This is a genomic window from Xenorhabdus taiwanensis (assembly GCF_036512875.1).
GTDB lineage: Bacteria > Pseudomonadota > Gammaproteobacteria > Enterobacterales > Enterobacteriaceae > Xenorhabdus > Xenorhabdus taiwanensis.
The window spans coordinates 1,824,346-1,837,433 of the sequence record NZ_AP028978.1; the positions used below are offsets into that span (position 1 = coordinate 1,824,346).

The 13,088-nt window shown below is 39.8% G+C and carries 10 protein-coding genes; 3 read left to right on the top strand and 7 right to left on the bottom strand.

Annotated elements, in window-relative coordinates; all coding sequences use genetic code 11:
* Positions 1-66: 66 nt before the first annotated feature.
* The 3 genes from lhgD to ACE1SE_RS08340 all read right to left on the bottom strand — a co-directional run bounded on the left by lhgD (position 67) and on the right by ACE1SE_RS08340 (position 4,340).
* Positions 67-1,269, bottom strand: a complete 1,203-nt coding sequence (gene lhgD, locus ACE1SE_RS08330; protein WP_374053417.1) for an L-2-hydroxyglutarate dehydrogenase — start codon at positions 1,267-1,269, stop codon at positions 67-69.
* Entirely contained in the window at positions 1,262-3,232 is a 1,971-nt protein-coding gene (locus ACE1SE_RS08335; RefSeq protein ID WP_374053418.1) for a TRAP transporter permease, read from the bottom strand. Before ACE1SE_RS08335 ends, lhgD begins: the two co-directional genes overlap by 8 nt.
* A gap of 76 nt (positions 3,233-3,308) precedes the next feature.
* Positions 3,309-4,340 carry a TAXI family TRAP transporter solute-binding subunit gene (locus ACE1SE_RS08340; RefSeq protein WP_374053624.1) on the bottom strand — a complete coding sequence of 344 codons (1,032 nt, stop codon included), beginning with the start codon at positions 4,338-4,340 and terminating at the stop codon, positions 3,309-3,311.
* A 375-nt stretch (positions 4,341-4,715) separates the two neighbouring features.
* Between ACE1SE_RS08340 and ACE1SE_RS08345 the strand changes: the two genes are divergently transcribed.
* Entirely contained in the window at positions 4,716-5,546 is an 831-nt protein-coding gene (locus ACE1SE_RS08345) for an alpha/beta fold hydrolase (RefSeq protein ID WP_374053419.1), read from the top strand.
* Between the two features lie 918 nt (positions 5,547-6,464).
* Here ACE1SE_RS08345 and ACE1SE_RS08350 read toward each other — a convergent pair.
* The 3 genes from ACE1SE_RS08350 to ACE1SE_RS08360 all read right to left on the bottom strand — a co-directional run bounded on the left by ACE1SE_RS08350 (position 6,465) and on the right by ACE1SE_RS08360 (position 9,634).
* On the bottom strand, positions 6,465-7,043 hold the full coding sequence (locus tag ACE1SE_RS08350; RefSeq protein WP_374053420.1) for an NAD(P)H-dependent oxidoreductase: 579 nt from the start codon (positions 7,041-7,043) through the stop codon (positions 6,465-6,467).
* An 80-nt stretch (positions 7,044-7,123) separates the two neighbouring features.
* Positions 7,124-8,092 carry an AraC family transcriptional regulator gene (locus tag ACE1SE_RS08355; RefSeq protein WP_374053421.1) on the bottom strand — a complete coding sequence of 323 codons (969 nt, stop codon included), beginning with the start codon at positions 8,090-8,092 and terminating at the stop codon, positions 7,124-7,126.
* Positions 8,093-8,437: 345 nt separating this feature from the next.
* The gene (locus ACE1SE_RS08360; RefSeq protein ID WP_374053422.1) at positions 8,438-9,634 is read right to left on the bottom strand and encodes an MFS transporter; all 1,197 of its coding nucleotides are present in this window, start codon (positions 9,632-9,634) and stop codon (positions 8,438-8,440) included.
* Positions 9,635-9,801: 167 nt separating this feature from the next.
* On the opposite strand from ACE1SE_RS08360, the gene ACE1SE_RS08365 reads away from it, so the two are divergent.
* Together ACE1SE_RS08365 and ACE1SE_RS08370 are read left to right on the top strand one after the other, a co-directional pair.
* Positions 9,802-10,422, top strand: coding sequence for a TetR/AcrR family transcriptional regulator (locus ACE1SE_RS08365; RefSeq protein ID WP_374053423.1), 621 nt, complete (start codon positions 9,802-9,804; stop codon positions 10,420-10,422).
* Positions 10,423-10,586: 164 nt separating this feature from the next.
* A complete protein-coding gene (locus tag ACE1SE_RS08370) occupies positions 10,587-11,540 on the top strand; it encodes an alpha/beta hydrolase (protein ID WP_374053424.1) in 954 nt (317 codons plus the stop codon).
* Between the two features lie 413 nt (positions 11,541-11,953).
* Here ACE1SE_RS08370 and ychF read toward each other — a convergent pair whose 3' ends face one another.
* The gene (ychF, locus tag ACE1SE_RS08375; RefSeq protein WP_374053425.1) at positions 11,954-13,045 is read right to left on the bottom strand and encodes a redox-regulated ATPase YchF; all 1,092 of its coding nucleotides are present in this window, start codon (positions 13,043-13,045) and stop codon (positions 11,954-11,956) included.
* Positions 13,046-13,088 lie beyond the last annotated feature (43 nt).

A 13,088-nucleotide genomic window follows, 5' to 3' on the forward strand; every position in this document is an offset into this window, starting at 1 on the left:
ATCACTGAAAGTTTTCTACTCAGAAGAAGATACTTCAGCAATGGCTTAAACGGAATTAGGATTAACTTAATGATTATTGTTCACCATAGTAAAATATCGCCTCACAATTTCCCTGCCAATCTCCATAGAAGCCGTGGCGGCCGGTGAAGGTGCATTACAAACATGCAGTGAACGACGGCCCTTCACGAAGTGAAAATCATCCACTAATTTACCATCGGCGGTGAGTGCTTGAGCGCGCACGCCGGCTGGCCCTGGGGTGATATCTTCCGGTTGTAAATCAGGAATAAGCTGGCGGGCATTTTCGGTAAAAAGCTGACGAGAAAAGGAACGTCGCATTTCTGCCATGCCTTCACAGAAATAACGTGTGGCGATTTTCCAAAATCCGTTGTAAGTCAGTACCTCGGCTAAATCCCGTAGATTGAAATCTGTTTTGTGATACCCTTCACGTTTAAATGCCAATACTGCATTCGGGCCGATATCACGTTTGCCATTGTGCATTCGCGTAAAATGAACGCCGAGGAAAGGAAAATCAGGGTTAGGTACGGGATAAATCAGGTGATTAACCAGATAATTTTTGCTGTTGTCCAGAACATAATATTCACCACGGAAAGGAACGATCTTCATACCGATCTTATAGCCTGCTAATCTGGCAATTCTGTCACTGTGCAGTCCAGCACAATTCACCAGCCATTTTGCCTGGTAATGGGTTTTCTGAGTTTGTACCTCAACATAATCACTGTACTCATGAATATTCTGGACTTGCTGTTGATAATAAATATCACCCCCCCTGGTTTGAATGATTTCAGCCAGTTTGGCCGCAATTTCTGGGTAATTCACGATCCCTGCGTCCGGCACTAATACTGCTTCAAAGCCGTTGACATAAGGTTCGCGCTCTTTCAATTGGTCTTGCGAAAGCAGGCTGACTTCAAGGCCGTTTTTCAATCCTCGCCGGTAGATATTTTCCAGCAAGGAAAGTTCCTTAAGTTGTGTGGCGACAATCACCTTACCGCAACGGTCGTAATATAATCCGTGTTGCTGACAGAATTCATATATCGTGCGGTTTCCTTGTTTCGCCAGTCGTGCTTTTAAACTGCCGGGCGTGTAATAAATGCCGGAGTGCACAACGTTACTATTATGGCCGCTTTGGTGTAAAGCTACGCCATTTTCTTTATCTAATATCAGCAAGCGTAAGTGCGGATGCTGTTCCTGCAAGGCATTGGCGGTGCCAAGTCCGACTAATCCCGCACCAATAACAATCACGTCATACATTTTTAGGGGAGTCCTCATTATGCTTGTTTTTTACACGTTCTAATTTATTGCGTAAGAAATGCAGGGTTCCTGCCACGATAATCAATATTATTCCGGCCAGGTCTGTGATCATTCCCGGTTTAATTAACAGGATCGCAGCGATAGCGAAGAAAATTCTTTCTAGCCAATGGGTTTTGTACATCCAGAAATTAGCACTGGCAATAGAAAGCGAATAGATGCCAATCAGTGCAGTCAGGATCATATAACTAATGGATAGGACGTTTAAGTCATCACCCTGTATCAATAATGCAGGGTTGTACACCAAAATAAAGGGAATGATAAAACCTGGCAGAGCCAGGTATACCGCATTCCATGAAGTCTGTATTGGATCAGCACGGGCAATGCTGGCGGCCGTGTAACTGGCGAGTGCGACAGGTGGAGTAATATTGGAAAGTGCACCAAACCAAAAAACAAAGAAGTGAGCAGCTAAGGGTAAAACACCTGCTTTAATTAATATAGGTGACACTGTCACAGCAACAACAATATATAAGGCAGTTGAAGGTAGCCCCATACTGAGGACAATACAAACTACCATAACAACCAGCAGTATCATCCATAGGGTATTGTTGGTCAGGGATACGATATTGAAAGCGAGGGTTGATCCAATGCCTGTCATGGTAACAACACAGATAATAACGCCAATGGCCGCACAGGCGACGGTGACCTGAATAGCTCCACGGGCAGCTTCATTCAGGGCAGCGGCGATTTTCCTGGGAGTCATGCGCACGGAAGTATCTGGTGTGATCCAACTTGCAATAATAATCGCGATAATACCGAGAAAACCGGCGTAAATCGGTGTTTTCCCGGTCAATAAAGTCCCAATCACGATAAAGAGTGGCAGCAATAGCAGGCCACGGGATTTGAGTACCGCTTTGACTTGGGGAATATTTTCCTTGCTGACACCTTTCAATCCTTGTTTTTTGGCTTCCAGATCAATGGCAATAATCAGAGCTGCGTAATAGAGCAGGGCGGGAATAATGGCAGCAATTACAATAGTAGTGTAAGAAATGCCCAAAAAACCGGCCATGATAAATGCGGCTGCTCCCATAATCGGCGGCATGATCATGCCTCCTGTTGATGCCGCCGCTTCGACAGCACCGGCAAAACGAGGAGACAGGCCGATGTTTTTCATCAGGGGAATAGTGAAGGTTCCGGTTGTGGCAACGTTGGCAACAGCACTGCCACTCAGTGAACCCGTCAGGGCAGAGGAAATAACTGCAACCTGGGCTGGGCCACCACGACGACGTCCGGCCATTGCCATGGCAAGGTCATTGAATAATGCCGTTGCACCACTGATACTTAAGAATGAACCAAACAGGATAAAAACAATAATTGCTGTTGATGCTGTGGATAGGGTAATGCCGAAAATCCCTTCACTGGTCATAAATAAGCGGAATAGCAGGCGCTCAAGTGAAAATCCGGCATGACCGAAGATGCCCATGAAATAGTTGCCGAATAAAGCATAGATGATGGCAAAAAGGGATAAACTTGGTATGAAATAGCCTGTTGTACGCCTTGCTGCTTCAAAGAGTACAGCAATGCCAATGACGGACATCACATAATCTGTGGTATTGGGAATACTGTTGCGTGCAACATGCAAATTAATGTAAGTAAAATAAAAATACCCATAGCTAACTAATGTGAGCAGAATAAAAAAGTAATCCCAATAATTAAATTTGGGGGTTGAATAACGTTTGGAAATCGGAAACAGAATAAAGCCTAACACCAGAGTGCCAGCGAGAAATGTTGCATTACGATAAAATTCCTGCGTATTGGATAACGCATTGGAATAGATAACATATAGGGAAATAGCGATGGCAAGTATCATCGTGAGCTTCGAATAGAAACTGCTTAATTGACGGTTGCCTGATCCTGCTTCTTTATCCAGCTCCATTGTGGATGGCGTTACATTATCGATGTTCATAGCGACTCCATAATATTATGGTCAATAACATGATGGGAAAATTACATTGAACTTTATGATTTCAGGTCAAAAATCATTATTGGTTGTTTGTAGCTTTAAGTTCTGGAGGCACAAGATAGTCAGGAATATCCAGACCAATTTCGCGATAATATCGATATGCACCAAGATGTAATGGTACAGAAACACCTTTCAATGCGTTTTCAGGGAGAATGTATTTTGCGGAGCTATGGATCTGGTGGACTTCCTTTTGATTTTCAAACATCACTTTTGTTAATTGATAGATGGTTTTTTCATCTATTTTGCGGGTTGTCATCAGAATATTGGGTTGCGCAATCGTGTGGACAGGCTGTTTTTGGCGTGGATAAGTCTCTGGCTTAATGACGAAACGAAACCATGAGTTGGCGATAGCGTTAATCGTTTTCAGTTGTTCATCTGTCACATTGAGTATGCGGGCAGGAACACCACTGGCATACATATCTGTGACTGCCGAAGCGGGTACACCCGCAGGTAAGGCGCCACCATCAAGACGACCGTCCCGTATGGCTGAAACCGTATCACCATAACCGAGATATTCTGGGTGAATATCTTGTTTGCTGAGATTGATACCCTGCAGAATGATCAAGGTAGATTGTTCGGTACCACTGGCTTGTGGCCCAACAGAAAAACGCGTGCCGGTAATATCGTTTAGTGTGCCATCTTTGATTTTATCGTCTAATAAAACAAAGTGTTCAACATTTGGCCAAAGAACGGAGATAGAACGCAAATCCCGATAAGAATGGTTTTTGAAATTTCGGACACCTTGATAGGCTTCGACGGCGAGCAAACTCTGTAAAATAGCCAGTTGGGCTTCATTTTTTTGGAGCAAATCAATATTTTCAATCGAACCGGCTGAAGATTGTCCCGTAACCTGAATATTTTCCTGTTTCAGATGGTTACTCCAGACATTGGCCAGACCGACTCCCATTGGATAGTAAGTTCCACCTGTGGAAGCCGTAGCAACGGAGAGAAAACGTTTATGGGCATTTTCTATTTTTCCTGTAATGGCCATGATGACCAGAGCAATGGTAACAATAGCTATCAATAGGTGCTTTATTTTTGAGGAAGCCATATTTTTTATAGTCATAATGTGGTTACCAGATGATGTTGTGTAATAAATGTTAAATATTTGCATTCACTTGTATACAACATTACTTATCTGGTTCGGAGTTTTATATTGAAAATTTGTGATAGGTGTTTTGTATACCTTAAAAAATAAACGAAAAATATGAAGTTACTGATAGATTTTAAGTGGGGAAGCGCACCGCATAATCTTGCAGAGAATAAAAAAATTAGGTTTTATAAATAAACTTCATAATAACTTTCAGGAGAGCTTAATTCAGTCAAAATCTCTATCGTTTTATGATGATTCAATACTGATGATTTGTAATAAGGTTAATTTAATCGCTTCCTTAAACTCATCCCTATTACTTGAGGAGAGAGAATAATGATTACTACACAGAATGGTATTAATTACTATAATATTCAGACCCGTTATGCAGGTATTGCAGTAACAGATACTGGCGGGAGTGGGTTACCTGTTCTTTTCATTCATGGCAATTCAAGTTGTCAAAAAATATTTCGTCATCAAATTAATCAGTTAAAAGGGAAATATCGGATTTTGGCATTAGATTTGCTAGGGCATGGTTCATCATCAAATGCCAGTGAACCACGTCAGGCATATTCAATGCCTAGCTTTGCACATATGGTCATTGAGGTACTGGAAAAAATAGGCATTAACAGAGTGGTAGTATTTGGTTGGTCATTAGGAGGTCATATTGGGTTGGAAATGTTGGCATTGTTCCCTAAGATGATTGGCTTAATGATTTGCGGTACTCCTCCGGTATCAGTCGGTGCAGATAACGTGGCTCTGGGTTTTCGTCCTGGTTTGGGGCTTGCTGGCAAGGCAAAATTTACTGAGGAAGATATCAAAAATTTTGTATCTGATACTTACGGTGTTAATGCGACCCATGAGCCTTTTATTATTGAAGCAGTGATAAGAACAGATGGATTGGCACGGCAGTATATGTTCGAGGCTTTTCTTTCCCCTCAAGCAACAGATCAAAAATTATTGGCTGAAACCAGTGAGACACCGTTAGCGATTGTTAATGGGGCCGATGATCCCTATATTAATTTTGATTATATTAATGGTCTAAATTACCGAAATCTTTGGAAAAGGGAAATAGTTAATTTAGCTGGCCTTGGTCATGCACCGTTCTGGGAATCACCGGAATTGTTTAATCCTATTCTGGTCGAATTTCTTAAAGATTTTCAGTGAAATCATATACAATAACCAATTGATTATGATAATAAATAATAGTGGGAGTCTTTTATTACATGTTTATTTATAAAATGCTTAAAAGCACTCCCACCATTATATTTTAAGGTGTTATACCTTCACTGTTTTCTCTATTCTAACTTCAGTTTTTACTGTAACAGTAAAATTCAGACTAGAATATTTTTAAATAAAGACAAGAATATCTTTGTTTTTTTATACAGTGCTATACTAAGTTATAGTTACAAGCAGAGTTTCTTGGCGATTGCAAGGCCGATACCACCATCAGGTATTAAATTACATGCATATTCGCATGGTGCCCGTAAATCATTATTCAATGACTTACATATGAACGCATTTGCATTAGTCGTGATGATTGTTCCTACGACTAATGAAAGCATACAAGCAGCTAATTTTCTTTTCATGATCTGTACCTCATAGAGTTAGGGATTAACATGAATAAAATAATAACGATAAATTATGTAAAAAAGGCGTTGACGTTAGAACTAGTATTAACGTCAACATGCTCATTTTTACAAGTGTTCTGTGTTTTTTGCTATTGATTTTTTTATTGCATTGATGTTTTATTTACGGTTAGTTTTAACAATTTGTTTTTTATTCTTTTATAGAAAAATGTTCGTAAAAGAGATAAAAAAGTATTTTTAATGAATTTATTTTTCAATAACATTAAGGGAGTGTTTTATTTCATGAGTGATAATTTATAGCGTTATTTTTTATTTTGATTAAATGATTTTTGGAGGAATAATAATCCACCTGACATATACCCAATGAATGTCAAGTTGTGCTGCATCCAGCTAAAGAGGAAACTTGAAAGACGAAGGGTATACAAGTGGATATGTACGATCTTTGTTTTCTAAATGAATATTTGCAATTAACCAGATATAGAAAATAAATCAACGGTTAGAAAAATGCTGATAAATGTTGTTTTAATCGTTGAATGTCTTGCGAAATTTGTGGGTTTTTTATCACATCATAACAAGCAAATGTTGGTATTGGAGACATACCTAAAAACTGATTTGCCTTGTGGAAGGGGTAGTAAACACTGTCAATGCCTTTTCCTTCAAAAAATTGATTGGGATCTTCAAATGATTCCAGTGGCGCATTCCAGGTTACCGAAAACATATAAGCCTTGCCTTGTATCAGTCCACCCGAACCATATTTTTTGGCAGGATCATGACGGGTTCGCCCATCACTCTTAAACAAGGCACCGCGACCAGCCTGAAAAACCTCATCGACATATTTCTTTAAAATCCACGGTGCTTCCATCCACCAACCCGGCATTTGGTAAATAATACGATCTGCCCAAAGAAATCTATTAACCTCTGCGCTGATGTCATAACCTTTGTCTACATGCGTAACCTGAACTTTATGACCTGTCTCTGTCAGATGAGCTTTGATAACTTCGGTTAAGGCATTATTTAGCCCTCCTTTCGATTCGTCAAAAACTTTTGCTGAATTGATAACTAAAATATGGCCCATAATAATCCTCTGTTTTATTCCATTGATAAACTGATAATTATCTTAGGACTGGTTTTGATTGAATGTATGCCTATTTATTGTCAATTGTTGCCCAATGCTCCGGTAATATCTATTTTCTTCTCCTGATGGGTGATCCGAAACCGTTTCATATCTCGGCAGGGAGATTCACCAAAAAGACGGCTATATTCACGATTGAATTGGGAAGTGCTTTCATAGCCCACCTGAAATGCGGTCGTTGTCACATTGTGGTGTTGAGTCAATAAGATGCGCCTTGCTTCGTGTAAACGCAGCCATTTTTGGTATTGCAATGGACTCATAGAAGTGACTGCCTTAAAGTGATGATGAAAAGAAGAAAGACTCATTTTGGCTATTTTGGCAAGTTGTTCGACTTTAACCGGATCAGCAAAGTGTTCTTTTATCCATTGAATTGTATGGCTGATTTGGTGGCTTGGGCTTTCCTGGGTAGCCATTTGTTGTAAACGTCCTCCCAGTTCACTTTTCAGGAGCCGATAGATGATTTCTTTATGTATCAGGGGAAAGAGGACGGGAATATCTTCCGGTGTGTTTAATATATCTAATAGACGATTAAAACAGACCAGCAGATCCGTTGTAGCAGAAGTCACGGCTAACCCACATGCATCCTGAGTTTGATGCTTTATCGTGACCTTATTTTCAACCATGAATTTTGACGCTTCCTGAATATCAAGTTGTAACATTAAGGCAAAAAAAGGTTTTTCCTTAGATGCGGTACAAGTTTGGGTAATGGTGGGGATATTTGTTGAAGTCACTAAGATTTGTTGGGGATCGCAACAATATGAACGATCACCAATCGTTACCCGTTTTGTCCCCTGGGCGATAACCATAATACTGGGATCATATAACCAACCAATGGGAGCGGTTGGGTGTTCCAAATGGCAGAGCGTTAATTGAGGAATTACTGTTTTTACGGCGTGTGTATTGGGGCGTGTTAACTTGGCTACTTTGCCAGCCAATTGCTGTAACTGGATTTCAATTTCTGTTTTATCGGGTTGTTGATTCGATGCACTCATTTTCTATTTCCTTACCTGTATAAAAGCCATGAAATAAAGTTTGTACCATCGTGTTACACCTACGACTGATATCCTAAATGCAGTTTCAGCCAATGATAACGTAAAATGGTGCGATCAAAGTGGCTGTTATAGGCGAATAGAATAACGATCCGATCAAGTAAATTTTACGTAATTCGGCAGGTATGGACGCACTACTAGTCACATACCATACCTGAGTAAGGTTATTGTTAACCGACCATACGAATAGCTAACCTAACGTTTTTCTACTGCGAGTGCCAAAAACATGGGACATTATTCGTTTTTTCATTATATCTTCTAGGGATGGTTTTAGTTTATTGAAAAGGTTCATTTTACAGCTTGTCTTTCATTATTTTTCAAACCACGAGCCAACGTGAATATCAAAAAAAAGGCGAATGAAGCGACAAGTAACATACTGATCATCAACACATATCCATCAAAATTATCCATGACATAACCACCAACCAAACTACCAATGGTAATTAATATCAAAAACATAAAGGTAATAAGTGCCGCCCCTTTTTCTGTGAGTTCTGGAGCATGAATATGCATCCACATATTAATAGTTGCCGGCACCATGCCGGCAGCAGTACCCCATAAAAAAACAAATATAGCGCTAGTTGTCCAATTAAAATCCCAAATCGACAAAGCTAAAAATGCCATAGCTAATAAAAGTGCGCTGATTGCAAAGCTATAACGCACATTATATTTACCAACATAGCCCGCTAATACATTACCCACGACACTGGCGATACCAAAAAACAACAATAAAGCAGAAATCTGCCCTTCTAAGAAACCCGCCGTTTGTTTAAAGAAAACGGTAAAATAGTTGTATGCAGAAAAGTGAGCCAAAAATATTAATGTAAATATGATTAATCCCTTGCGTGCAATAGGGTGCGATGGCATCAATAGTAATTCTTTCCATTGCATTGTGGACGACGGTTTTAATGAAGGTAAAGAAAAATATTGCATAATTAAAGCGGCAGTACCCAAAATCACTAATATGAAGTAAGGTACTCTCCAACCATAAAGATCAGCCAGCCAAGAGCCTAATGGTACGCCTAATACCGTGACTAATGTCACTGCAGAGAAAAAGATGGTGACAGAGGTCGTAACAGGCATGTTCTTAGGCGCTAAACGCACCACGAGCCCAGCAGCTATGCCCCAAAAACCACCCAAAGCGATACCCAAGGCAAATCGGCCTAATAAAACGAGATGAAAATTTGAAGCAAATGCAGTAATGCCGTTAGCAATCATCATTAACACAATTAAAAACAGCAGCACTTGTCGTCTGTCTAACGTTTTGGCGTAAATGGGAACTAATAATGCGGACATCATACCTGCAATCGAGGTAACAGTAACGGTTAATCCCGCGGTACCTACAGATATTTGAAAATCATATGCGATATTATTGATGACACTGATGGCTAGAAATTCACCGGTGACAATAATAAAACAGGCAAAAGTTGCAGATAATAGCGAAAGCCAGTTACCATTGTGCGAAGAAAGATTAAGTGTTGTCATGTGCTTCCCATGAAAGATTTTAGTTGTTAGTCAAAATTTAATTATAGTGATCGCTATAAAATTAAAGTGTTATTCTTGATGGGAATTTGATAGCTGTCAATTTATTTTTTAGTGATCACTATATAATTGATGTGCTACCATAAATTAATTGCTGGAAAAGTGAGAGAATGAAACAGACGAAACGTGGGCGTCCAAAAGGTTTTGATCAACAAGACGCTTTAGCCAAGGCGATGTTGCTGTTTTGGGAAAATGGCTATGTTGCAACCTCGATTAGCGATTTAACCAAAGCGCTAGGCATCTCTGCACCCAGTTTATATTGTGCTTTTGGTGACAAGGCAGCGTTATTTAATAAATGTATTGATTATTATCTGACTCACGAAGCTTGTCCTATCCTACCAATTATGAAACAAGCAAAAACAGCCAAAGTGGCGATTGAATTGTTGATGTACGATAGTGCAAAACGATTAGCACAGCCTGATAAACCATCAGGTTGCATGCTAATTACGGCGACGATGAATGGTTCGAAACAAATCGAAGAAGTGTATCACAATGTGCAAGAGAAACGGCAAAACTACCAAGCGATTCTGTTGAAGAGAATGCAGCAGGGCATTGAAGATGGTGATATCGCGCCAGACGCACCTATTCACGCAATGGTTGATTTTTATATTACAGTGATTAATGGGTTAACAATACAAGCCTGTGATGGCGCTAACCTCGATAGACTTAACCAAGTGATTTTCAACGCCATTCAAGCTTGGCCTATTTTTAATGGTTCTATCGCACATTAAAAAGAGAGCAGGGGGTTTGTTGCAAAAAATTAGAGAAAAATATCTGGCCTTACATTAAAAAGCCTATCAAGCATGGGCGTAGATTTCCTAATTTGAATCATTTAGCAGATCATCTACCCTTTTAATGTACTTCATGTCCAGTCGATAACATTAATGGGTGTTTTATGAAAAAAATAATTACCTGTATTGTATTTATTCTGATTTTTTTCTATCAACCAGTTATAGCTAAAGAAATTCGCACAACTCTGAAAAGTGATGATGGCAAAGATATTATATATTATGTGATACAGCGAGATAACAAACGCTCTAAAGATCTTCTTGTATTGCTTCAGGGTTCTACTTGTCAAAGTGCTATCAATAATAAGTCGATAATCAAAAATTTTGGCTCTGCCTTTCCTGAAAATGATATTCTGTTAGTCGAAAAATTCGGCATTGATGGTAATTTAGATAAAAATAGCACCCAAATTAAGAAATGTCCGCAAATCTATATACAGAATGATTCACCGATAAAGCGGGCTAAAGATTATTTTGCGGTCTTGAACCTGTTAAGGGATAAATATCGTCATATTGTTCTTATCGGAGGTAGTGAAGGTGCGATTATTACTAATCTGATAACTGCTAATGCAAATACAGGTTTTATTACCGCTGCCATTTCCATGAATGCAGGTGGTCGTTTCTTTATCGATGATGTTATACATAGCATCAAACAGACTGCACCACCCAAAATCGCCGATGAACAAATTAATGACTTTAAAGCGTTCGCTAAAGAAGTATTAAACCGGAACTTACGGGATTCACCTTCTGATCAAACAGCTAGTGAGCATGGTGCAACTTGGTGGTATGAGTCGTTATCTATTGATAATCAGAAGCTTATCCAATCCAGCAAAACTCCATTATTGGTTCTTCAGACACTGAGTGACAATAATGTTGATGGGACTGGTGCACAAAAAATGATAGCAGCTATTAAGAATCCAATGGTTTCTTTTAAGTTTTATAAGGAATTGGATCATCATTTTAAAGACAGTGATGGCAATAAGCATACTGCTTTAATTGTCAAAGATATTCAGGATTGGTATCGAAAAATTCAAGATAAACCCGGCAAAACAATCCAATATTAAATCTAATAACCGATGGATTCTGACAGATTAAATAGTGGCCCATATTTTGGGTGATCACAGTAGAAAACGTTCAGTTATTTAAAATCCGAAGAAATAATGGCATGGATGTCCCATTTAAGCGGTATCAGTATGCCAAAATGGCCGTGTATTCAACACAGTCATTTAATAACGGGAGCGTCCACTATGAAGATTACAACAGTTGGTATCAACTATTTAATACCTGCCTCTGTTATCCGACTAATGATGGACGAAAAACAGTTACAGGTTCTATAAGTTTGCGAAACTTATTTTCATGCGTCCTTACGAGTTTTCTTGTGGCATGATAAAAATTAAAATCCACGCAACCGCGTGGATCTTAAAAAATTAACCCGCCTCAATAAGACAGCATGAAATATTGTAAGCAAGAAAAATGATTAGACGTTAAACAAGAAATTCATCACATCGCCATCTTTAACGATATAATCTTTTCCTTCTGCGCGCATTTTGCCCGCTTCTTTCGCGCCTTGTTCACCTTTGTAAGTGATAAAGTCCTCAAACGAAATAGTTTGAGCACGGATAAAGCCCTTCTCAAAATCAGTATGAATTTTACCCGCTGCTTGTGGGGCGGTTGCACCCACTGGGATCGTCCAGGCACGAACTTCTTTCACGCCCGCAGTAAAGTAGGTTTGCAGGTTCAGCAACTGGTAACCAGCACGAATTACACGATTTAAGCCTGGCTCTTCCAGACCTAATTCTGCCATAAATTCTTCGCGATCAGCATCTTCCAATTCTGCGATATCGGCTTCAATCGCTGCACAAACGGGAACAACAACGGAACCTTCCTTTTCAGCAATGGCGCGAACGGTATCAAGGTGTGGATTATTTTCGAAACCATCTTCATTGACGTTGGCAATGTACATGGTTGGTTTTAAGGTTAGGAAGCTCAGATAGCGAATAATCGCTTTTTCTTCCGCACTCAGATTTAAAGCGCGTAGCATACCTGCTTGCTCAAGGTGTGGAAGGCATTTTTCTAAGACTTCCAGCTCTGCTTTAGCGTCCTTATCACCACCTTTAGCTTTCTTTTGTATACGATGGATAGCGCGTTCACAGGTATCCAGATCCGACAGCGCCAGTTCTGTATTGATAACTTCAATATCAGAGGCAGGATCAACCTGACCAGAAACGTGGATAATGTTGTCGTTTTCAAAGCAACGTACTACATGACCGATCGCTTCTGTTTCACGGATGTTAGTCAGGAATTGGTTGCCTAAGCCTTCACCTTTTGAAGCACCTTTTACCAGACCAGCAATATCTACAAATTCCATAGTGGTTGGCAGGGTGCGTTGTGGTTTAACAATCTCAGCCAACTGTTCGAGACGTGGATCTGGCATCGGCACAACACCTGTGTTTGGCTCGATAGTGCAGAACGGGAAGTTTGCTGCTTCGATACCTGCTTTGGTCAGCGCATTGAATAATGTAGATTTCCCAACGTTAGGCAGGCCAACGATACCGCATTTGAATCCCATATATTTATCACCTTAAATCACTTATAAACCAACAAGCAGTAAG

Coding starts and splice junctions, on each gene's coding strand:
- ACE1SE_RS08340 (WP_374053624.1), bottom strand. CDS start 4,340: ATGGCTTCCTCAAAAATAAAGCACCTATTGATAGCTATTGTTACCATT.
- ACE1SE_RS08345 (WP_374053419.1), top strand. CDS start 4,716: ATGATTACTACACAGAATGGTATTAATTACTATAATATTCAGACCCGT.
- ACE1SE_RS08360 (WP_374053422.1), bottom strand. CDS start 9,634: ATGACAACACTTAATCTTTCTTCGCACAATGGTAACTGGCTTTCGCTA.
- lhgD (WP_374053417.1), bottom strand. CDS start 1,269: ATGTATGACGTGATTGTTATTGGTGCGGGATTAGTCGGACTTGGCACC.
- ACE1SE_RS08350 (WP_374053420.1), bottom strand. CDS start 7,043: ATGGGCCATATTTTAGTTATCAATTCAGCAAAAGTTTTTGACGAATCG.
- ACE1SE_RS08370 (WP_374053424.1), top strand. CDS start 10,587: ATGAAAAAAATAATTACCTGTATTGTATTTATTCTGATTTTTTTCTAT.
- ACE1SE_RS08355 (WP_374053421.1), bottom strand. CDS start 8,092: ATGAGTGCATCGAATCAACAACCCGATAAAACAGAAATTGAAATCCAG.
- ACE1SE_RS08365 (WP_374053423.1), top strand. CDS start 9,802: ATGAAACAGACGAAACGTGGGCGTCCAAAAGGTTTTGATCAACAAGAC.
- ACE1SE_RS08335 (WP_374053418.1), bottom strand. CDS start 3,232: ATGAACATCGATAATGTAACGCCATCCACAATGGAGCTGGATAAAGAA.
- ychF (WP_374053425.1), bottom strand. CDS start 13,045: ATGGGATTCAAATGCGGTATCGTTGGCCTGCCTAACGTTGGGAAATCT.